The sequence below is a fragment of the Streptomyces sp. CS113 genome (assembly GCF_002188365.1).
Taxonomy (GTDB): domain Bacteria; phylum Actinomycetota; class Actinomycetes; order Streptomycetales; family Streptomycetaceae; genus Streptomyces; species Streptomyces tendae.
In genome coordinates, this window is record NZ_KZ195574.1 from 3,420,725 (window position 1) to 3,440,714 (window position 19,990).

A 19,990-nucleotide genomic window follows, 5' to 3' on the forward strand; every position below is an offset into this window, starting at 1 on the left:
GGACGCCCGGGGCGTCCGTGACGTCCTCGTCGCCTATGACGTTCGGCGCAGTGCGCGCACCCCGCGCAACCCGATGACCCCGACGACCGTCCCCAATACGAAGGAGACGATCGCGAGCAGCAGGTGCACCCAGAAGTACGCCGTGGGGTCGCCGTCCTCGAAGGCGAGCCCGCTGCCGTCCTTGACCAGGTTTTTGACGAAAGTGATCCAGATGATCCAGCTCCACACCCCGAAAGCGAGCAGGAACCAGGAGACGGGGCGGCTGAGCTTCATGGGTTCAGTATCGTCGCACGCTGTCCGGATCCGTGCCCGGGGTGGGAAGGCGCCGCTCGCGGACGGTACGTTTCCGCTCGTGTCCGCTCCCAAGAAGGCCCTCAGGCGATCCCTGACGGTCACCTCCGCCGCCCTGACCGCGCTCGCCCTCCTCTCCCCCGCCGCGCTCGCCGCTCCGAGCCCGTCGACGAGTCCGTCGGCCACTCCGCCGGAGGCGATGTCGATCGTGGGCGGCGCGCGGCTCGGCAAGCCGGGGACGCAGGTGGAGCTGGCGGGCGGGGCGCCCGTGCTGCCGAAGGACCTCACGGCCCGGTCGTGGATCGTCGCGGACGCCGAGTCGGGCGACGTGCTGGCCGCGCACAACGCGCACTGGCGGCTGGCCCCGGCGAGCACCCTGAAGATGCTGTTCGCGGACACGCTGCTGCCGAAGTGGCCGAAGACGACGAAGCACAAGGTCGAGCCCTCCGACCTCGCGGGCATCGGCTCCGGATCCAGCATGGTCGGCATCAAGGAGGGCGAGACCTACAGCGTCCACGACCTGTGGCTGGGGGTCTTCCTGCGGTCCGGCAACGACGCGGTGCACGTGCTGTCCGCGATGAACGACGGCGTCGAGCAGACCGTCGAGGACATGAACGCGCACGCCGAGGAGCTCCAGGCCCTCGACACCACCGCGGTCAGCCCCGACGGCTACGACATGCCGGGGCAGGTGTCGTCCGCGTACGACCTGACGCTGTTCGCCCGTTCGGGGCTTCAGAAGAAGGACTTCCGCGAGTACGCCTCGACGGTCCGGGCCGAGTTCCCGGGCGAGACCACGAAGAACAAGAAGGGCAAGACGTCCCGCGAGTCCTTCGAGATCCAGAACACCAACCGGCTCCTGGCCGGTGACTCCGACGTCGACGTGTACCCCGGCATCGCGGGCGTGAAGAACGGCAACACCACCAACGCGGGCGCCACCTTCACGGGCGTCGCCGAGCGCGGCGGCCGGGTGCTGCTCGTCACCGTGATGAACCCGGCGAAGGACGAGCACAACGAGGTCTACAAGGAGACCGCCCGCCTCTTCGACTGGGGCTTCAAGGCGGCCGGCAAGGTGCGGCCGGTCGGGGAGCTGGTGGGGCCGAGGAGCGCCACCGAGGCGAGCCCCTCGGCCGGGGCCTCCGGTGAGGCCGGCGGCACCGGGAAGGGCGCGGGAGGCACGAAGCCGGTGGCGGGCGCCGCGGCCGCGGACGGATCCGGTGGCGTGGGGATCGCGGCCGGCATCACCGCGGGGGTGCTGGTGCTGCTCGCGGGCGGAGTGTTCCTGGTCAACCGGAAGTGGCCGCTGCCGGACCTGGTCCGCCGCCGGACCCGTCCCTGACGTCCGGGCCGCCCGTGCCGCCGTCGTTTCCGGCGCCCTCCTCCCCCAGCTCCTGCGCCTTGCTGCCCGTCGCGGTCCAGGCGGCGCAGAACAGCACCAGCTTCGCGGTGAAGTTGATCCACAGCAGCAGGGCGACGGGGACGCCGAAGGCGCCGTACATGCTCTTCGCCGCGACGCCCTGGATGTAGCCGCTGAGCAGCAGCTTCAGCAGTTCGAAGCCGACCGCGCCGATCAGCGCGGCGACCACCAGGCGGCGGCGCTCGGGCTGGACGCCGGGCAGCAGGGTCAGCACGTACAGCAGCAGCAGGAAGTCGGCGAGCACGGCCACGGCGAAGGCGGCGACGTAGAGCAGGACGCCGCCGACCCCACCCTCGGCGAGACCGACCGTGCGGATGATCCAGCCGACCAGCGCCGAGGCGACGGTGGAGATGCCGACGGTGATCAGCAGCGCGCCGCCGAGGCCGACGAGGACGCCCGCGTCCTTGGCCCGGTGCAGGACCGGGTTCTCCTCCTCGTCGGGCAGCTCCCACACGGCGCGCAGACAGCCCCGGGTGGCCTCGACCCAGCCCATGCCGGTGAACAGCAGCAGGAGCGCGGCGATGACACCGACGGTGCCGGCGTTGTCGACGAGGCCCTGGATGTTCAGCTGGTCGGAGATGCCGGGGATCTGCTCGGCGAGCTTGTCCTGGAGTTTGTCCTGCTGCTTCGTGGTGAGCGTGGCGGCGGCGACGGCGGCGGCGAGGCTCAGCAGCGGGAAGAGCGCCACGAAGCTGGTGAAGGTCATGGCGGCGGCCAGCCTCGACCACTTCACCCGGTCGAGCCGCTCGTAGGAGCGCCACGCGTGGGTGGTCATCAGGCGGGCGATCCACGGTCCCACGACGGGGAGCTTCTTCAGCCAGTCCATGATCCGACCCTGCCCCCGTTCGTCCCGTTCCATGATCCGGACCGGTCTCCGGATCCGGCCGTGGACCGGAAGACCAGTGTTCTTGTGCCCCAGAAGCGCAGGATCGTGCCCAGGAGCATGCCGACCCCGGCGCCGGAGACCGTGTCGGCGCGCTGCGAGGTGAGGCCGAGCCCGTAGTGGCTGACGGCCAGGCAGAGCAGTTGTACGGCGGCGCCGGCGGCGTTCACGGCGAAGAACACCGCGCAGGGGCGCAGGCCCCGGGGGCGGCCGAGGTGGCGGTAGGTGCCCAGCGCGTTGCCCGCGTAGGCGACCGAGCACGCGGCGACGAAGGAGAGCGTCTTGGCGGTGAGCGGGCCGAGGCCGGCCGGGCCGCGCAGGCAGGTGAAGAGGCCGAGGTCGACGGCGTAGGCGAGCAGCCCGGCACAGGCGAAGCCCAGCAGTTCGCGCCGGTCGGCTACCAATTGGCCACCGCCAGGCCGTACATCGCGAGCCAGACCACGCCGATCAGGGCGAGGGCGCGGTCGCGCAGGACGACGTCCTCGGGTTCGCCCGCGGTGCCGCGGTCGGCGAAGACGGCGTAGCGCAGCACGGCGAGGACGAAGGCGATCATGGAGAGCTGGCGCCAGGGCAGCACGCTGGTGTGCGGGACGCCGCCCTCCTCCATGGCCCACAGGCAGTAGCCGAGGACGGCGACCCCGGCGGCGAGCTGCCAGACGAAACGCAGGTAGCCGGTGGTGTACTCGGTGAGCAGCGCGCGCGTGGCGCCCTGTTTCCCGTCCATCTGCACGGCCTCGGAGTACCGCTTGGCGGCGACCATGAACAGGGCGCCGAAGCCGGTCGTGATGAGGAACCAGCGCGACAAGGGGATGCCGAGCGCGAGTCCGCCGATCATCGCGCGCATCAGGAAGCCGGTGGTGACGACGGCGAGGTCGACGACCAGGACGTGCTTGAGGCTGACGCAGTACGCCAGTTGCATGGCGAGGTAGGCGGTCAGCAGGGCCGCGACGGGCGGGGGGCACAGCCAGGCGGCGAGGACGGGCGCGAGGACGCCCAGGACGCCTCCGACGGCGTAGGCGAGCGGCACCGGGACGTCTCCGGCGGCGACCGGGCGGTGCCGTTTGACGGGGTGGGCGCGGTCGGCCTCGGCGTCCCGGGCGTCGTTGACCAGGTAGACGGCGGCGGCGCAGGCGGTGAACAGGACGAAGACCAGGGCGAGCCGGCTCAGCGCGGGCAGCGAGAACAGTTCACCGGCGGCCGCCGGGGCGGCGACGACCAGGACGTTCTTGATCCACTGGCGGGGGCGCGCGGTGCGCAGCAGCCCGGCCGGGACCCGTCTCGCGCGGCGCGGCGGGTCGGGCTCGCGCTGCTGTCCGGGGGCCCGTTGACGCAGGACGGCGGTGTCGGTGACGGCCGTGTCAGTCACGAGTGCCTCCGCGCATCCAGTCGGCGCCGAGCCGGGCCGTCAGCGCGCCCAGGGCGGCGCCCGCCGCGACGTCCGAGGGGTAGTGGACGCCGACGACCAGGCGGGAGGCGCACACGGCGGCGGCGAGCGGCCAGGCGGCCCGTACCCCGAGCGCGCCGAAGACGACGGCGGCCGCGGCGGCCGAGGTGGCGTGGGAGCTGGGGAAGGAGTGCCGGCCGGCGGTGCGCACCAGGGGGACGACGTGCGCGGGGCGGGGGCGGCGCACGACCCGCTTCACGCCCATGCTGGCGACGTGGGCGCCCGCGGTGAGGGCGGTGCCGCGCAGCCAGGCCGTGCGCCGGGGGGCGTCCACGGCGGCCGCGGTGAGTCCCGCCGCGAGCCACAGCGCTCCGTGCTCCCCGGCCCAGGACAGGGCGCGTGCGGCGGCGGCCACGCGCGGGTCGGTTCCGCAGGCCCTGAGCGCGCTGACGATCCGGTGGTCCATGTCGTCGAGGTCGTCCATGTGGACTCACTGTCCACGCCCGCGGCACGCGAGGACGGGCACGCCGGAGCGACATACCATTAATCACCCGTTTCAGGGATGCTCCGGATGTCCTGGAACCAATCCTCCAGTCGGGGACGGACGGGGCGATACGGTCACCGCCATGTCTGCCGACACCGTTCCCGACGCCGACTGGGGCACCGTCACCGGCTGGGGCCGTACGGCGCCCACCGGAGCGCTGGTCGTCCGTCCGCGGACGTACGAGGAGGCGGCCGTCGCCGTCCGGGACTGCGGGGTCCGCGGCGCCGTCGCGCGGGGACTCGGGCGGGCGTACGGGGACGCGGCGCAGAACGCGGGGGGAGCCGTGCTCGACATGACGGCCCTGGACCGCGTGCACGCCGTCGACGCGGCCGGCGGCACCGTGCTGTGCGACGCGGGTGTCTCCCTGCACCGGCTGATGGAGGTCCTGCTGCCGCTCGGCTGGTTCGTGCCGGTGACGCCCGGCACCCGCTACGTGACGGTCGGCGGGGCGATCGGCGCCGACATCCACGGCAAGAACCACCACGTGTCGGGGTCCTTCGCGCGGCACGTGCTCTCCCTGGAGCTGCTCACCGCCGACGGCCGGGTCCGCACCGTCACCCCGGGCACGCCGCTGTTCGACGCGACGGCGGGCGGCATGGGGCTGACCGGGGTGATCCTGACCGCGACGCTGCGGCTCCAGCCGGTCGAGACGGCGCTGATGTCGGTCGACACCGAACGCGCCGCCGACCTGGACGACCTGATGGACCGGCTGACCGCCACCGACCACCGCTACCGCTACTCGGTCGCCTGGATCGACCTCCTCGCGCGCGGCCGGGCCACCGGCCGCGCGGTGCTCACCCGCGGCGACCACGCCCCGCTGGACGCGCTGCCCGCCCGCTCCCGCGCCCGGCGCGCGCCGCTGGCCTTCCGCACCTCCCGGCTGCCGGCCGCACCCGACCTGGTGCCGGACGGGCTGCTCGGCCGGACGACGGTCGGCCTGTTCAACGAGGTCTGGTACCGCAAGGCCCCCCGGTGCAGCCGGGGCCGGCTCCAGCGGATCTCCACCTTCTTCCACCCGCTGGACGGCGTCCCGCACTGGAACCGGGTCTACGGCCGCGGCGGTTTCGTGCAGTACCAGTTCGTCGTCGGGCACGGCCGGGAGGAGGCGCTGCGCTCGATCGTGCGGCGCATCTCCGCCCGCCGCTGCCCCTCCTTCATGGCCGTCCTCAAGCGCTTCGGCGAGGCCGACCCGGGCTGGCTGTCCTTCCCCGTCCCGGGCTGGACCCTCGCCCTGGACATCCCGGCGGGCCTGCCGGGGCTCGGCGCGTTCCTGGACGAGCTGGACGAGGAGGTCGCCCACGCGGGCGGCCGGGTCTACCTCGCCAAGGACTCCCGGCTGCGCCCGGAACTGCTCGCCGCGATGTACCCCCGCCTGGACGACTTCCGCGCCCTGCGCGCGGAGCTGGACCCGCGCGGGGTGTTCGTGTCCGACCTGGCCCGCCGCCTCGCCCTGTGACTCCCCCGCCACCCCCGACCTGTCTGGAGCAGCCGTGAAGGACGCCTTCGGCCTTCCCCAGTCCCTCCTCGTCCTCGGCGGCACCTCCGAGATCGCGCTCGCCACCGTGCGCCGTCTGGTGGCCCGCCGCACCCGTACGGTGTGGCTGGCCGGGCGCCCCTCGCCCGCCCTGGAGGCGGCCGCCGAGGAATTGCGCGGCCTCGGCGCCGAGGTGCGCACGGCCGCCTTCGACGCGCTGGACCCCGAGTCCCACGAGGCGGCGCTCGGCAAGGTGTTCGCCGAGGGCGACATCGACCTGGTGCTGCTGGCCTTCGGCATCCTGGGCGACCAGGCGCACGACGAGCGCGAGCCGCTGAACGCCGTACGGGTCGCGCAGACCAACTACACCGGCGCGGTCTCGGCCGGGCTGGTCGCCGCCCGCGCCCTCCAGGCGCAGGGGCACGGCTCGCTGGTGGTGCTCTCCTCCGTGGCCGGGGAGCGGGCCCGCCGCGCCAACTTCATCTACGGCTCCAGCAAGGCGGGCCTGGACGCCTTCGCGCAGGGCCTGGGCGACGCGCTGCACGGCACGGGCGTGCACGTCATGGTCGTACGGCCCGGGTTCGTGCGGTCGCGGATGACCGAGGGGATGGAGGAGGCGCCGCTCGCCACGACGCCCGAGGCGGTCGCCACGGCGATCGAGCTGGGGCTGCGGCGGCGCTCGGAGACGGTGTGGGTGCCGGGCGCGCTGCGGGTGGTGATGTCGGCCCTGCGGCACCTGCCGCGGACCGTGTTCCGGCGGCTGCCGGTGTGAGGCGCGGCTACCGGGTGGGCAGGGTGCCGCTCTCCACGCGGCCGGCCTGCGGGGGCACCGTGGCACTGCCGAAGGGGAACTCGCGCAGCTTGCGCCAGACCGCGTCCGGGCCCTGCTCGTACAGCGCGAAGCCGGTGCAGGGCCACTGGGCCTCGTAGTCGGACAGCTCCTCGTAGGCGCGGTCCATCGCCGCCTCCTCGATGCCGTGCGCCACGGTGACGTGCGGGTGGTACGGGAACTGCAATTCGCGCGGGACCGGGCCGGACGCGTCGCGCACCCGCTTCTGGAGCCAGGAGCAGGCCGCCGCGCCCTCGACCACCTGGACGAAGACGACGGGCGAGAGCGGGCGGAAGGTCCCGGTGCCGGACAGCCGCATCGGGAAGGGCCGGCCGCGCGCCGCCACCTCCGCCAGGTGCGCCTCGACCGCGGGCAGCGCGGCGCCGTCGACCTCGGTCGGCGGCAGCAGGGTGACGTGCGTGGGGATGCCGTGAGCAGCGGCGTCGCCGAAGCCCGCGCGCAGCTGCTGGAGCTTGCTGCCGTGAGGCTCCGGGACCGCGATCGACACGCCGATCGTTACGGTCCCCACTTCGTCTCCTGTCGTTGTGTGCCCTTCGGTCGGACACCCGGATATCGACTGTACGGCCACCGCCGTGCCGTGGGCAGGCGCAACCGGAGTGATGTGCAGCGCTACGGCGGCGTACCGGGGCGCACGGACGCTGCCGGGGGCACCGCGTGCGGGGGCGCCCCGGGCGGCGTCGCGGTTCAGTGCTTGGCGGGCAGGAAGCCCACCCTGTCGTACGCCCGGGCGAGGGTCTCCGCGGCGACGCTCCTGGCCTTCTCCGCGCCCTTGGCGAGGATCGCGTCGAGCGTCTCCGGGTCGTCCAGGTACTGCTGGGTCCGCTCCCGGAAGGGGGTGACGAACTCCACGACGACGTCGGCGAGGTCCGTCTTGAGCGCGCCGTACCCCTTGCCCTCGTACTTCTGCTCCAGCTCGGCGATCTCGGCGCCGGTGAGGGTGGAGTAGATCGACAGCAGGTTGCTGATGCCGGGCTTGTGCTCGCGGTCGAAGCGGATCACGGTGTCGGTGTCCGTGACCGCGCTCTTCACCTTCTTCGCGGTGGCCTTCGGTTCGTCGAGGAGGTTGATCAGGCCCTTCGGGGCGGCCGCCGACTTGCTCATCTTGGCGGTCGGGTCCTGGAGGTCGTAGATCTTCGCCGTCTCCTTGAGGATGTAGGCGGAGGGAACGGTGAAGGCCTCGCCGAAGCGGCCGTTGAAGCGCTCGGCCAGGTCGCGGGTGAGCTCGATGTGCTGGCGCTGGTCCTCGCCGACGGGGACCTCGTCGGCCTGGTAGAGCAGGATGTCGGCGACCTGGAGGACCGGGTAGGTGAACAGGCCGACGGAGGCGCGGTCGGCACCCTGCTTGGCGGACTTGTCCTTGAACTGGGTCATGCGGCTCGCCTCGCCGAAGCCGGTGAGGCAGTTCATGACCCAGGCGAGCTGGGCGTGCTCGGGGACGTGGCTCTGGACGAAAAGCGTGCAGCGGTCCGGGTCGAGTCCGGCGGCCAGCAGCTGGGCGACGGCGAGCCGGGTGTTGGCGCGCAGCTCCTTCGGGTCCTGCGGGACCGTGATCGCGTGCAGGTCGACGACCATGTAGAACGCGTCGTGGGACTCCTGGAGGGCCACCCACTGGCGGACGGCGCCCAGGTAGTTGCCGAGGTGGAACGAGCCTGCGGTGGGCTGGATCCCGGAGAGCACGCGGAGACGATCGTTGGCCATGTCCACCATTCTCTCAGGCTTCGCGGGGCGGTCGGGCACTGGTTCGGCACAGGAGGGCTCCGTTCCGGGCCCGGCGGTGTAACAAGGGCGGGGAGCACCGGCGGGGACGGAGGGGGTGCGGCGTGCGGTGGTGGGCGAGAGCGGGGGCGGCGCTGGTCTCGGTGCTGTGGGCGGGGGTGCCGGGGACCGCGGTGGCGGACGGTACGGCGCCCCTGGTGGAGCCGGACGTGGCCGTGATCGTGTGGACCGGGACCGGGCGGACCGCGTCCTGGCACGCGGGTGAGCGGGACTTCGACCACCGGCTGCGGAGCCTGCTCGACCCGTCGTACTCGGGGACGGAGCCGGTGCCGGAGGACTGGACGCGGGACCGCCGTCCGCCGGTGCGGTTCACGGTGCTGTGGGGACAGACCGGCGTCGGGGGCTGGCCGCAGACCGAGCGGGCGCCGGGCGGGGACGTGGCGATGCTGCGGCAGGACCAGCTGTTCCTGGCCGAGGACGGCACGCCCTGGGTGCGCACCGATCCGGCACCGGACGTGGCGGACGACGACATCCGCTGGCACCGGGTGCCCGGGGACACCTACGCGTGGCTGGCCGACGAAGGCTTCTTCGCGCGGGACGCTGCCGGGGACACGCAGGAGGACGGCGGGCCGGCCGGGGTGTGGTGGGCCGTCGCCGGGCTCGGGGCGGGCGTCGCGGGGACGCTGCTGGTACGCCGCGCGGCGGACCGGTACCGGACCGGACCGCCGCGCGGGGAGCCGCGTCAGGAGCTGATCGACCTGTAGCTCGCGCTCCGGGCGGCGGGTCAGCCGAGGTCGATCTCCGGGTACAGCGGGAAGCCGGCCACCAGGTCGGTCGCGCGGTGCGCGATCTCGTCGGCGACCTTCGCGTCGAGGACGTGGGAGGCCTTGGAGGGGGCGCCGGACTTGGTGGTGCCGGGCTCCGTCGTGGTCAGGACGCGGTCGATCAGGCCCGCGACCTCGTCCATCTCCGCGGTGCCGAGGCCGCGCGTGGTCAGCGCCGGGGTGCCGATGCGGATGCCGGAGGTGTACCAGGCGCCGTTCGGGTCGGCGGGGATGGCGTTGCGGTTGGTGACGATGCCGGAGTCGAGGAGCGCTGCCTCGGCCTGGCGGCCGGTGAGGCCGTAGGAGGACGCCACGTCGATCAGATTCAGGTGGTTGTCCGTGCCGCCGGTGACCAGGGTGGCGCCGCGCTTGGTCAGGCCCTCGGCGAGCGCGCGGGCGTTGTCGACGATGCGCCGGGCGTAGTCCTGGAAGGCGGGCTGCCGGGCCTCGGCGAGGGCGACGGCCTTGGCGGCCATGACGTGCGGGAGCGGACCGCCGAGGACCATCGGGCAGCCGCGGTCGACCTGGTCCTTGAGGGAGTCGTCGCACAGGACCATGCCGCCGCGCGGGCCGCGCAGCGACTTGTGCGTGGTGGTCGTGACGATCTGGGCGTGCGGGACCGGGTCGAAGTCGCCGGTGAGCACCTTGCCCGCGACGAGGCCCGCGAAGTGGGCCATGTCGACCATGAGGGTCGCGCCGACCTCGTCGGCGATCTCGCGCATGATCCGGAAGTTCACCAGCCGGGGGTACGCGGAGTAGCCCGCGACGATGATCAGCGGCTTGAACTCGCGGGCGGAGGCGCGCAGGGCCTCGTAGTCGATGAGGCCGGTGGAAGGGTCGGTGCCGTAGGAGCGCTGGTCGAACATCTTGCCGCTGATGTTCGGGCGGAAGCCGTGGGTGAGGTGGCCGCCGGCGTCCAGGGACATGCCGAGCATCCGCTGGTTGCCGAAGGCCTGCCGCAGCTCGGCCCAGTCGGCGTCGGTGAGGTCGTTGACCTGGCGGGCGCCGGTCTTCTCCAGGAAGGGCACCTCGACGCGGGCGCCGAGGACGGCCCAGAAGGCGACCAGGTTGGCGTCGATGCCGGAGTGCGGCTGGACGTAGGCGTGGCGGGCGCCGAACAGCTCGCGGGCGTGCTCGGCGGCCAGCGACTCGACGGTGTCGACGTTGCGGCAGCCGGCATAGAAGCGGCGGCCGACGGTGCCCTCGGCGTACTTGTCGCTGAACCAGTTGCCCATCGCCAGGAGCGTGGCCGGGGAGGCGTAGTTCTCCGAGGCGATCAGCTTGAGCATCTCGCGCTGGTCGGCGACCTCCTGGCCGATGGCGTCGGCTACGCGGGGCTCGACGGCACGAATGACGTCGAGGGCGGCACGGTAGGCGGTGGACTCGGTGGAGAGGGGCTGCTGGTCGGACATGTCGGCCTCCGGATGGCGTGGCTCGCGGCGTACACGGTTCACGGTTCGGCCCAGGCGCACGGCACTGTCTGCTCCGGGACCGCTCCCCGATGGTCCATCCCATCCCAGCGCGCCAGTCACGGCCCGCGATCAGCCTACCGGGCGCGTCGGGCACGAGGCGCCGACGTCCACCGACCGAGAAGGCGGGGCGGTGGGAAAAGGCGTCCCGCGCCGGCAACGGCCCTCTGTACGCGGGGCAGGAAGCGGGTGTGTTCGTCCGTCACCGGGTCGGTCGGCTCCCTGATCGCCGGGGCCGCCGACTCGTGTTCCACCACCCGGGCGCCCAGGACGGCGCGGTTGCCGTCGGAGCCGGGCGCGGGCCTTACGGCAGTGCCCGGCACAGCGCGTCCAGGGCCCCCGCCCAGGCGTGGTCCGGCGGGGTGCCGTAGCCGACGACGAGGGCGTCCAGCGGGGGGAGGGACGCGTCCGGGTGCCGGAACATCGCCAGGCCGTGGACGGCGAGTCCGTGCCAGGCGGCGGCCCGCATGACCTGCCGTTCGGTGCCGGACGGCAGCGGGAGGACGGCGTGCAGTCCGGCGGCGATGCCGGTGACGCGGACCGCGGGGGCGCGCTCGGCGAGGGCGGCGACCAGGGCGTCGCGGCGGCGCCGGTAGCGCAGGCGGGCGGACCGCACGTGCCGGTCGTAGTCGCCGGAGTCGAGGAACTGCGCGAGGGTCAGCTGGTCGAGGACGCCCGGGGTACGGCTCGCCAGGTCGTCCAGGGCGGCCCCGACGAGCGACGGCGGCAGCGCCATCCAGCCCAGGCGCAGTCCGGGGGCCAGGGACTTGCTGGCGGTGCCCAGGTAGACGACGTGGTCGGGGTCGAGTCCCTGGAGGGCGCCGACGGACTGGCGGTCGTAGCGGAACTCGCCGTCGTAGTCGTCCTCCAGGATCAGGCCGCCGGTGCGGTGCGCCCAGGCCACCACCGCCGCTCTGCGGTCGGGGTGCAGGGGGACGCCGGTCGGGAACTGGTGGGCGGGGGTGAGGAGCACGGCGCCCGCGTCCGTGAGCGCCCCGGGGTCCGCGCCCCGGTCGTCGACGGGCAGCGGCACGGTCCGCAGGCCGGCTTGGGCGAGCAGGTCGCGGTGGACGTGGAGGCCGTACGACTCGACGGCCACGGTGTGCACACCGCGTGCCCGCAGCACACCGGCCAGCAGTACGAGGCCGTGCGCGACGCCGCCGCACACCAGCAGCGTCTCGGGGTCGGCGCGCACGCCCCGGGCCCGGGCGAGGTAGCCGGCCAGCGCGGCGCGCAGCTCGGGCCGGCCGCGTCCGTCGCCGTAGCCGAGGGCGTCGTGGGGAGCGGCGGTGACGGCGCGGCGGGCGGCCCGGAGCCACGCGGCGCGCGGGAAGGAGGCGAGGTCGGGGGTGCCGGGGCGCAGGTCGTAGGTGGGCCGGGCGTGACCGCCGGGGCGGCGGGCCGAGGCGCGCCGCGGCGGGGCGGCGACGCGTTCCGCGACGCGGGTGCCCGAGCCCTGGCGCGCGGTGAGCCAGCCCTCGGCGACGAGGTCGGCGTAGGCGTCGGCGACGGTGTTGCGGGCGATGCCGAGGTCGGCGGCGAGGACGCGGGACGAGGGCAGCCGGGTGCCGGCGCCCAGGCGGCCGGTGCGGACGGCCTCGCGCAGGGCGTCGGTCAGGCCGCGGCGCAGGCCGGGACCGGTGGGTTCCAGGTGCAGGTCGACGCCGAGAGTGGCCCATGATCTCGCCATGGGAATGGACCATACCGCTGGGCTGCTTCCTTCCTAGGGTCGAGGTATGACGACACACACCGATGACACGAAGTCCCAGGGCAACGCCGCCGAGGTGCCCGTCCGGCTGAACTGGTCCCAGCACGCGCCCGAGGTCTACAAGGCGATGATCCGCCTGGAGACCGCCGCCAAGCGGGGGCTCGACCCGACGCTGTACGAACTGGTGAAGATCCGCGCCTCGCAGATCAACCACTGCGCCTTCTGCCTCGACATGCACACCAAGGACGCCCTCGCCGCCGGTGAGAGCGTGGCGCGGATCGTGCAGCTGGCCGCCTGGGAGGAGTCGCGGCACTTCTACACGGAGAAGGAGCTGGCGGCGATCGAGCTGACCGAGGCGGTCACCGTGCTGACGGACGGCTTCGTGCCGGACGAGGTGTACGAGAAGGCCGCCAAGCACTTCGACGAGCCGGAGCTGGCGCAGCTGATCGCCGCGATCACGACGATCAACGCCTGGAACCGGTTCGGCGTGACCTGCCGGTTGACGCCGGGCCACTACACGCCCGGACAGCACGCGTGAGCGCAGCACGCACCCAGCTCCTGGACCGGGGGGTCGCGCAGGCCCTGTCCGCGCTGAGCGCGGCGGCCAAGCGGGGGCTCGGCGACCCCGTGCTCGCCGAGCTGGTGATGATCCGGGCCTCGCAGCTCAACCACTGCGCGTTCTGCCTGGACATGCACCTCACCCTGGCCCGCAAGAACGGGGAGGGCGAGGAGCGGCTCGGTCTGCTCGCCGCCTGGGAGGAGGCGGAGGACCTGTACGACGGGCGGGAGCGGGCCGCGCTCGCGCTGACCGAGGCGATGACCGTCCTGACCGAGGGCTTCGTTCCGGACGAGGTGTACGAGGGGGCCGCCGAGCACTTCGACGACGGCGAACTGGCCCATCTGATCGGGCTGATCACCGCCATCAACGGCTGGAACCGGCTGATGGTCAGCCGCAGGGTCGCACCGGGGGGTTACACACCGTGAGTCACGCCGTCGCCTTCCGCGCCCTGCACCACGGCCGGGCCCCGGACGACCCCCTGGTCCTGCCGGGTCCCTGGGACGCCGCGAGCGCCCGGGCGTTCGCGGCGGCCGGGTTCCCGGCGCTGGCGACACCGAGCGCCGGGGTCGCGGCCTCGCTCGGATACGAGGACGGGCGGACCCCGGCCGACGAGATGTTCGCGGCCGTGGCGCGGATCGTGCGCGCCGTGGACGTCCCCGTGTCGGCGGACGTCGAGGACGGCTACGGACTGGCGCCGAAGGAGCTGGTGGAGCGGCTCCTGGAGGCGGGTGCCGTCGGCTGCAACCTGGAGGACTCCACCCGCGAGGGGCTCAAGGACCCGGCGGAGCACGCCGAGTGGCTGGCCGGGGTGCGGGAGGAGGCCGGCGACCGGCTGTTCCTGAACGCCCGGATCGACACGTTCGTCCGGGGCGTGGAGGATCCGGGGGCGGCGCTCGAGCGGGCCGCCGCGTACGTCGCCGCGGGCGCCGACTGCGTGTATCCCATCGCCGCGCCCGTCGCTGTACTGCCGTTGCTGCGGGCCGGGATCCAGGGGCCGGTGAACGTGCTCGCGCGTCCCGGTGAGGGCCCCTCGCCCGCCGGACTCGGCGGACTCGGGGCCACCCGGATCACCTTCGGGCCGGGGCTCCAGCGGCAGGCCGAGCAGGCGGTGCGGGAGCACGCCGACCGGCTCGCGGCCCGGCAGGGGCGATGAGGGTCAGGGCAGCCACGTCTTCCAGACGGACTCGTGGCTGTCCACCCACTTCTTCGCGGCCTCCTCGGGCCGCATCTTCCGCTCGGCGATCATCAGGGACACCTGGTTCTGGTCCTCCGTGGTCCACTCGAACCTCTTGAGGAACTCGGCCGCCTTGCCGCCGTCCTTCGCGAAGTCGGCGTTGAGGTACTTCTGCAGCGGCGTGACGGGGTAGGCGCAGTCGACCTTCGCCGGGTCGGCGTCGCAGCCCTCCTCGTACGGTGGCAGCTTCACCTCGGTCATCGGGACCTTCTCCATCAGCCACTGGGGGGTGTACCAGTAGCTCAGGAAGGGCTTCTTCTCCTTGGCGAACTGCTGCATCTGGGTGATCTGGGCCGCCTCGGAACCGGCGAAGACGACCTGGTAGTCGAGGTCCAGGTTCTTCACCAGGGCCTTGTCGTTGGTGACGTAGGACGGGGAGCCGTCCAGGAGCTGGCCCTTGCCGCCGCTCTCCGCGGTGCGCAGCAGCTCGGCGTACTTGTTCAGGTTCTTCCAGTCCGTGACGTCCGGGTGCTTCTTCGCGAAGTACGTCGGGACGAACCAGCCGATGTGGCCGGTGACGCCGAGGTCGCCGCCCGCGGCGATGGTCTTCTTGTCCTGGACGTAGCGCTGTTCCTGCTCGGGGTGGCCCCAGTCCTCCAGGATGGCGTCGACGCGGCCCTGGCTGAGCGCGTCCCAGGCGGGGACCTCGTCGACCTGGACGGTGTCGACGCGGTAGCCGAGTTCGTGTTCCAGCAGGTACTGGGCGACGGCCACGTTGGCCTGGGCGCCGACCCAGGACTGCACGGACAGGGTGACGGTCTTGGCGCCCTGGGCGTTGGCGAACGGGGACGCCTGCTTGGTCATGTCGGCGGCGCCGCAGCCGGTGGCCAGCACCAGCACGGCGGCGGCCGCCGTGATCCGCTTGCGGGACATCTCAGGCCCCCTTCCTCGTCGTACGGCGTTCGGTGGGCTGGGTGACGCGGTCGAGCATCAGGCCGAGGCAGACGATCGCGGCGCCCGCCACCAGGCCGGTCGCCAGGTCGCCCTGGGCGAGGCCGAAGACGACCTGGTAGCCGAGCGCGCCACCGCCGACCAGGCCGCCGATGATGACGACGGCGAGGACCAGGACGACGCCCTGGTTGACGGCGAGCAGCAGGGCCGGGCGGGCCAGCGGGAGCTGGACCTGGCGCAGTTGCTGGCCGCTGGTGGCGCCGAGCGAGCGGGCCGACTCCAGGGCGGCCGGGTCGACCTGGCGCAGCCCCTGGGTGGTGATGCGGACGACGGCGGGGAGGGCGTAGACGACCGCCGCGGCCACGGCGGGCGCGCGGCCGACGCCGAACAGGGCGACGACCGGGATCAGGTACACGAACTGCGGCATCGTCTGGAAGACGTCGAGGACGGGCCGCAGCAGGCGTTCGAAGCGGTCGCTGCGGGCGGCGGCGATGCCGGTGGCGATGCCGAGGACCAGGGTCACGGCGACGGCGGCGAGCACCTGCGAGAGCGTGTCCAGGGACGGGTTCCACACGCCGAGCACGCCGATCGCGGCCATCGCGAGGACGGCGGTGAGCGCGGTGCGCCAGGTGCCGATCAGCCAGGCCAGGACGGCGACGATCAGCAGTACGGACCACCAGGGCAGCCACTGGAGGCCGTCGCGCAGGGGGTTGAGGACCCAGCTGGTGAAGTGCGCGGCCCAGTCGGCGGTGCCGCCGACGACGGGAACCCCGGAGTAGAGGTGGGCGGTCATCCAGTCGACGGCCCGGTTGACGGGCTCGGCGATGTCCACCTCCCACCCGTCGGGCCAGTCGAGGAGGCCGGCGAGGCGTCCGGCGAGCGCGACGGCCGCGGCGACGACGAGCGCGTACAGCCAGGTCACCGGGGATTTCCCGGCCTCGCCGAGCCGCTCCCCCGCCGCGCCGGTGACGCGGTCCAGGACGACGGCGAGCAGCACGATCGGGATGCCGGCCGCGAGGGCCGCGCCGACGTCGACGGAGGCGAGCGCCTGGTAGACGCGGTCGCCGAGGCCGCCGGCGCCGATGACGGAGGCGATGACGGCCATGGACAGCGCCATCATGATCGTCTGGTTGACGCCGAGGAGGAGTTCCTTGCGGGCCAGCGGGATGCGGGCGGTCAGCAGCCGCTGGCGGGCGGTGGTGCCGAGGGACTCGACGGCCTCCAGCACCTCCTTGTCCGCGCCGCGCAGGCCCAGCGAGGTGAGCCGGGCCATGGGCGGGGCGGCGTAGACGACGGTGGCCAGGACGGCGGCGGGGACGCCGATGCCGAAGACCAGGACGACGGGCAGGAGGTAGGCGAAGGCGGGCAGCACCTGCATGGTGTCGAGCACCGGGCGCAGCACGCGGTCCAGCCGGTCGGAGAGGCCCGCGGCGAGGCCCAGCAGGGCGCCGACGACGACCGACGCGAGGACGGCGACGACCATCAGGGCGAGCGTCTGCATCGTCGGCACCCACATGCCGAGCAGGCCGCAGGCCAGGAACGCGGCGGCGGTGCCCGCGGCGAGCCTCACTCCGGCCACCCGCCAGGCGACCAGGGCGCCGATCGCGGTGACCCCGGCCCAGCCGACGGCGAGGAGGGCGAGGTACACGGCGCGTACGGCGATGACGACGACGTTGCTGACGTGGCCGAAGAAGTAGAGGAACAGGGGGTGGCTGTCGCGGTTGTCGATGATCCAGTCGCTGGCCTTGCCGAGCGGTTCGGAGACGTCGACGGTGAGGGGGGCGGGCCAGGTGCTGCCGCCCCACTGGGTGACGGCCAGGGGGACGAGGACGGCGGCCAGTGCGGCCAGGGCGAGGAGCTTGCGGACGGCTCTGTGGGTGAGGATGCCCGGCGGGGTGGCCTTTCGGGGCGCCGCGGTGATCGTTGCCATCAGACCGGCTCCTCGGTCGCGGCTGGGCGTGGGTCGGTCGGCTCACGGCGCTCGCCGGTTGCCTCCCCCACGCTCGGCTTCGCTCGCGCGGGGGGACCCCCATCGCCCGCCCGTGCCGCCCCGGCGGCACGACTGCCCGCAGCGGAGGCGGGCTCGTCTGCCGTGCCTGCCACCACCGACAGGAGGTCGGTCGCGTCGACCATGCCCAGGCAGCGGCCCTCGTCCATGACGCGGGCCGGGGTGCCCGCTCGTGCCACCGCCTCGATGGCCTCCGAGACCGTGGCCTCGGGGCGGATCGCCGGGCCCGTGCCCGCCTCGTCGGCGGAGGTCGCGGGGCGCATCGCCGTGCGGACGGTGAGGACCTGTTCGCGCGGGACGTCGCGGACGAACTCGCGGACGTAGTCGTCGGCGGGCGAGCCGACGATCTCCTCCGGGGTGCCGAGCTGCACCACGCGGCCGTCGCGCATCAGGGCGATGCGGTCGCCGAGCTTGAGGGCCTCCTGGAGGTCGTGGGTGATGAAGACCATCGTGCGGCCCTCCTCGCGGTGCAGCCGGACGACCTCCTCCTGCATGTCCCGCCGGATCAGCGGGTCCAGCGCGCTGAACGGCTCGTCGAAGAGCAGCACCTCGGGGTCGACGGCGAGGGCGCGGGCCAGGCCGACGCGCTGGCGCTGGCCGCCGGAGAGCTGGCCGGGGCGGCGCTGCTCCAGGCCCTCCAGGCCGACCTTGGCGACGATCGCGCCGGCGCGCTCGCGGCGCTCGGCGCGGCCCATGCCCTGGACCTCCAGGCCGTAGGCGACGTTGTCCAGGACCGTGCGGTGCGGGAGCAGGCCGAAGTGCTGGAAGACCATGGCGGCACGGTGGCGCCGCAGTGCGCGCAGCCGGGACCTGTCCATCGCGCGGACGTCCTCGCCGTCGATGGCGATGGAACCGGCCGTCGGCTCGATGAGCCGGGTCAGGCAGCGTACGAGGGTGGACTTGCCGGAGCCGGACAGGCCCATGACGACGAAGACCTCGCCCTTGCGCACGTCGAAGGAGACGTCCGCGACGGCGGCGGTGCAGCCGGTGCGGGTGCGCAGCTCGGCCGGGCTCAGGGCGGCGAGGTCCGGGTCGGCGGGGACGCGGGCGGCTTTGGGTCCAAAGACCTTCCACAGGCCGTCGACGGAGAAGACCGGGGGCCGCTCGGCCACGGTGTCGGTGGCGGCGGCGGTGGTGTTGGAGGTCGTGCTCATCGGGCGTCACCGCCGATCAGCTCGACGGCGCGCTCGCCGACCATGAGGACGCCGATCATCGGGTTGACGGCGAGCATGGTCGGGAAGACGGAGGCGTCGGCGATGCGCAGGCCCGTCAGGCCGCGGACGCGCAGCTCGGGGTCGACGACGGCCTGTTCGTCGCCGGCGGCGCCCATGCGGCAGGTACCGGCCGGGTGGTAGACGGTGTGAGCCACCTTGCGGGCGTACTCGCTCAGCTCCTCGTCGCCGGTGACGTCCGGGCCGGGGCAGACCTCGCGCTTGAGCCAGCCGGCCAGCGGCTGGGACTGGGCGATCTCGCGGGCGATGCGGATGCCGTCGACGAGGGTGCGGCCGTCGTAGTCGTCCTCGTCGGTGAAGTAGCGGAAGTCCAGGGCGGGCTTCACGGACGGGTCGGCGCTGGTGAGGTAGAGGCGGCCGCGGGACTTCGGCTTGGGGATGTTCGGGGTCATGGAGACGCCGAACTCGGGGCGTTCGTAGCCGAGGCGCTCCGGATTGTCCGTGAACGGGATCTGGTAGAAGTGGAACATCAGGTCGGGGCCCGCGTGTTCGGGGTCGCGGCGCACGAACAGACCGGCGTCGGAGTCCATCGCGGAGTTGTCCGGGATGGGGCCGTTGGTCTCCCACACGATCACCGACTCGGGGTGGTCGAGCAGGTTCTCGCCGACGCCGGGCAGGTCGTGCGCCACGGGTATGCCGAGGGCTTCGAGGTCCTCGCGAGGGCCGATGCCGGAGTGCAGCAGCAGCCGCGGGGAGTCGACGGCGCCGGCGGACAGGACGACCTCGTTGCGGGCCTTGACCAGGATCTCCTCGCCGTCCTTGGTGCGGACGTGGACGCCCTCGGCGCGGGTGCCGTCGAGTTCGAGCCGGTACGCCCAGGTCTCCAGCATCAGCGTGAGGTTGGCGCGCTCGTCCATCACGGGGTGCAGGTACGCCACCGACGCCGACGAGCGCTTGTTGTTCTCGGGGTGGTAGGCGAGGTCGAAGAAGCCGACGCCCTCGGTGAACGGCTTCTTGTTGAAGCCCTCGATCCGGGGGACCTCGAGCGTCTGCTGCGCGGAGTCGACGAAGTCGCGGGCGATGGCGTTCCGGTCCTTCTCGTCGACCGGGACGATGTTGTTCTTCAGCCGGGCGAAGTACGCCTCCATCTGCACCGCGCCCCAGCCCTTGGCACCGGCCGCCTCCCACTCGTCCCAGTCGGACGGCAGCGGCTTGAAGGCGATGAGGGTGTTGTGCGAGGAGCAGCCGCCGAGGACGCGGGCGCGGCTGTGCCGGATGTGCGAATTGCCGCGCGGCTGCTCGGTGGTGGGGTAGTCGTAGTCCAGTTCGCCGCCGAGCAGGCCCATCCAGCGGCGCAGGGTCAGCACGTCGTCGCGGCCGACGTCGCTGGGGCCGCCCTCGATGACGGCGACGGTGACGTCCGGGTTCTCGGTGAGCCGGGAGGCGATCACCGAGCCTGCCGTGCCGCCGCCGATGACGACGTAGTCGTAGACCTGGGTGGTTTTGGACATGGGCGTACTCCAGAGGGGGGTGGGGACGGGGTGCGACGGGAGTGGACGGGAACGGGCG

Annotated in this window: 20 protein-coding genes and 1 riboswitch; of the genes, 7 read left to right on the forward strand and 13 right to left on the reverse strand. The window is 73.3% G+C overall.

Annotated features, from left to right (window positions below):
• Window positions 1-33: 33 nt before the first annotated feature.
• A complete protein-coding gene (locus tag B9W62_RS40485) occupies window positions 34-273 on the reverse strand; it encodes an SCO4848 family membrane protein (protein ID WP_003974124.1) in 240 nt (79 codons plus the stop codon).
• A gap of 79 nt (window positions 274-352) precedes the next feature.
• On the opposite strand from B9W62_RS40485, the gene B9W62_RS40490 reads away from it, so the two are divergent.
• Window positions 353-1,627: a D-alanyl-D-alanine carboxypeptidase family protein gene (locus B9W62_RS40490; RefSeq protein WP_362095268.1), complete on the forward strand. Its 1,275-nt coding sequence runs from the start codon at window positions 353-355 to the stop codon at window positions 1,625-1,627.
• On the opposite strand, the gene B9W62_RS14820 is transcribed toward B9W62_RS40490, so the two are convergent.
• Genes B9W62_RS14820 through B9W62_RS14835 form a run of 4 tightly spaced genes read right to left on the reverse strand, consistent with a single transcriptional unit; the run spans window position 1,575 to window position 4,456 of the window.
• Window positions 1,575-2,531, reverse strand: coding sequence for a YihY/virulence factor BrkB family protein (locus tag B9W62_RS14820; protein WP_256976358.1), 957 nt, complete (start codon window positions 2,529-2,531; stop codon window positions 1,575-1,577). The two genes, B9W62_RS40490 and B9W62_RS14820, sit on opposite strands and share 53 nt — an antisense overlap.
• Window positions 2,519-2,992, reverse strand: coding sequence for a GtrA family protein (locus tag B9W62_RS14825; protein ID WP_087807638.1), 474 nt, complete (start codon window positions 2,990-2,992; stop codon window positions 2,519-2,521). Before B9W62_RS14825 ends, B9W62_RS14820 begins: the two co-directional genes overlap by 13 nt.
• Window positions 2,986-3,954 carry a decaprenyl-phosphate phosphoribosyltransferase gene (locus B9W62_RS14830; protein WP_087807639.1) on the reverse strand — a complete coding sequence of 323 codons (969 nt, stop codon included), beginning with the start codon at window positions 3,952-3,954 and terminating at the stop codon, window positions 2,986-2,988. The genes B9W62_RS14825 and B9W62_RS14830 overlap by 7 nt, the downstream gene beginning before the upstream one ends.
• The gene (locus B9W62_RS14835) at window positions 3,947-4,456 is read right to left on the reverse strand and encodes a phosphatase PAP2 family protein (protein WP_087807640.1); all 510 of its coding nucleotides are present in this window, start codon (window positions 4,454-4,456) and stop codon (window positions 3,947-3,949) included. The genes B9W62_RS14830 and B9W62_RS14835 overlap by 8 nt, the downstream gene beginning before the upstream one ends.
• A gap of 142 nt (window positions 4,457-4,598) precedes the next feature.
• On the opposite strand from B9W62_RS14835, the gene B9W62_RS14840 reads away from it, so the two are divergent.
• Together B9W62_RS14840 and B9W62_RS14845 are read left to right on the forward strand one after the other, a co-directional pair.
• On the forward strand, window positions 4,599-5,972 hold the full coding sequence (locus B9W62_RS14840; protein ID WP_087807641.1) for a decaprenylphosphoryl-beta-D-ribose oxidase: 1,374 nt from the start codon (window positions 4,599-4,601) through the stop codon (window positions 5,970-5,972).
• Between the two features lie 34 nt (window positions 5,973-6,006).
• Complete coding sequence (locus B9W62_RS14845; protein WP_087807642.1) at window positions 6,007-6,762, forward strand: decaprenylphospho-beta-D-erythro-pentofuranosid-2-ulose 2-reductase; 756 nt, start codon at window positions 6,007-6,009, stop codon at window positions 6,760-6,762.
• Between the two features lie 7 nt (window positions 6,763-6,769).
• On the opposite strand, the gene B9W62_RS14850 is transcribed toward B9W62_RS14845, so the two are convergent.
• Window positions 6,770-7,348, reverse strand: coding sequence for a 2'-5' RNA ligase family protein (locus B9W62_RS14850; RefSeq protein WP_087807643.1), 579 nt, complete (start codon window positions 7,346-7,348; stop codon window positions 6,770-6,772).
• A gap of 176 nt (window positions 7,349-7,524) precedes the next feature.
• Window positions 7,525-8,538, reverse strand: a complete 1,014-nt coding sequence (gene trpS / locus B9W62_RS14855) for a tryptophan--tRNA ligase (protein ID WP_087811914.1) — start codon at window positions 8,536-8,538, stop codon at window positions 7,525-7,527.
• Between the two features lie 122 nt (window positions 8,539-8,660).
• Here trpS and B9W62_RS14860 point away from each other — a divergent pair, with 122 nt between their 5' ends.
• The gene (locus tag B9W62_RS14860) at window positions 8,661-9,320 is read left to right on the forward strand and encodes a hypothetical protein (RefSeq protein WP_087807644.1); all 660 of its coding nucleotides are present in this window, start codon (window positions 8,661-8,663) and stop codon (window positions 9,318-9,320) included.
• 20 nt (window positions 9,321-9,340) lie between these two features.
• On the opposite strand, the gene B9W62_RS14865 is transcribed toward B9W62_RS14860, so the two are convergent.
• Together B9W62_RS14865 and B9W62_RS14870 are read right to left on the reverse strand one after the other, a co-directional pair.
• Window positions 9,341-10,792: a glycine hydroxymethyltransferase gene (locus B9W62_RS14865; RefSeq protein ID WP_087807645.1), complete on the reverse strand. Its 1,452-nt coding sequence runs from the start codon at window positions 10,790-10,792 to the stop codon at window positions 9,341-9,343.
• 41 nt (window positions 10,793-10,833) lie between these two features.
• Window positions 10,834-10,922: riboswitch (ZMP/ZTP riboswitch) on the reverse strand.
• Between the two features lie 231 nt (window positions 10,923-11,153).
• The gene (locus tag B9W62_RS14870) at window positions 11,154-12,539 is read right to left on the reverse strand and encodes a MocR-like pyridoxine biosynthesis transcription factor PdxR (protein WP_087807646.1); all 1,386 of its coding nucleotides are present in this window, start codon (window positions 12,537-12,539) and stop codon (window positions 11,154-11,156) included.
• A 46-nt stretch (window positions 12,540-12,585) separates the two neighbouring features.
• On the opposite strand from B9W62_RS14870, the gene B9W62_RS14875 reads away from it, so the two are divergent.
• Genes B9W62_RS14875 through B9W62_RS14885 form a run of 3 tightly spaced genes read left to right on the forward strand, consistent with a single transcriptional unit; the run spans window position 12,586 to window position 14,269 of the window.
• A complete protein-coding gene (locus tag B9W62_RS14875) occupies window positions 12,586-13,095 on the forward strand; it encodes a carboxymuconolactone decarboxylase family protein (protein WP_087807647.1) in 510 nt (169 codons plus the stop codon).
• Complete coding sequence (locus B9W62_RS14880) at window positions 13,092-13,541, forward strand: carboxymuconolactone decarboxylase family protein (protein WP_087807648.1); 450 nt, start codon at window positions 13,092-13,094, stop codon at window positions 13,539-13,541. Before B9W62_RS14875 ends, B9W62_RS14880 begins: the two co-directional genes overlap by 4 nt.
• Window positions 13,538-14,269 (forward strand): isocitrate lyase/PEP mutase family protein, encoded by a 732-nt coding sequence (locus tag B9W62_RS14885; RefSeq protein WP_087807649.1) that lies wholly within the window; start codon window positions 13,538-13,540, stop codon window positions 14,267-14,269. The genes B9W62_RS14880 and B9W62_RS14885 overlap by 4 nt, the downstream gene beginning before the upstream one ends.
• A 3-nt stretch (window positions 14,270-14,272) precedes the next feature.
• Here the strand turns inward: B9W62_RS14885 and B9W62_RS14890 are convergent, their stop codons facing one another.
• Genes B9W62_RS14890 through B9W62_RS14905 form a run of 4 tightly spaced genes read right to left on the reverse strand, consistent with a single transcriptional unit; the run spans window position 14,273 to window position 19,932 of the window.
• Entirely contained in the window at window positions 14,273-15,223 is a 951-nt protein-coding gene (locus tag B9W62_RS14890; protein WP_087807650.1) for an ABC transporter substrate-binding protein, read from the reverse strand.
• A gap of 1 nt (window position 15,224) precedes the next feature.
• Window positions 15,225-17,171 carry an ABC transporter permease gene (locus tag B9W62_RS14895; RefSeq protein ID WP_087807651.1) on the reverse strand — a complete coding sequence of 649 codons (1,947 nt, stop codon included), beginning with the start codon at window positions 17,169-17,171 and terminating at the stop codon, window positions 15,225-15,227.
• Complete coding sequence (locus B9W62_RS14900; RefSeq protein ID WP_087807652.1) at window positions 17,171-18,403, reverse strand: quaternary amine ABC transporter ATP-binding protein; 1,233 nt, start codon at window positions 18,401-18,403, stop codon at window positions 17,171-17,173. The genes B9W62_RS14895 and B9W62_RS14900 overlap by 1 nt, the downstream gene beginning before the upstream one ends.
• Window positions 18,400-19,932 carry a GMC family oxidoreductase gene (locus B9W62_RS14905; protein WP_087807653.1) on the reverse strand — a complete coding sequence of 511 codons (1,533 nt, stop codon included), beginning with the start codon at window positions 19,930-19,932 and terminating at the stop codon, window positions 18,400-18,402. Before B9W62_RS14905 ends, B9W62_RS14900 begins: the two co-directional genes overlap by 4 nt.
• Window positions 19,933-19,990: the final 58 nt, after the last annotated feature.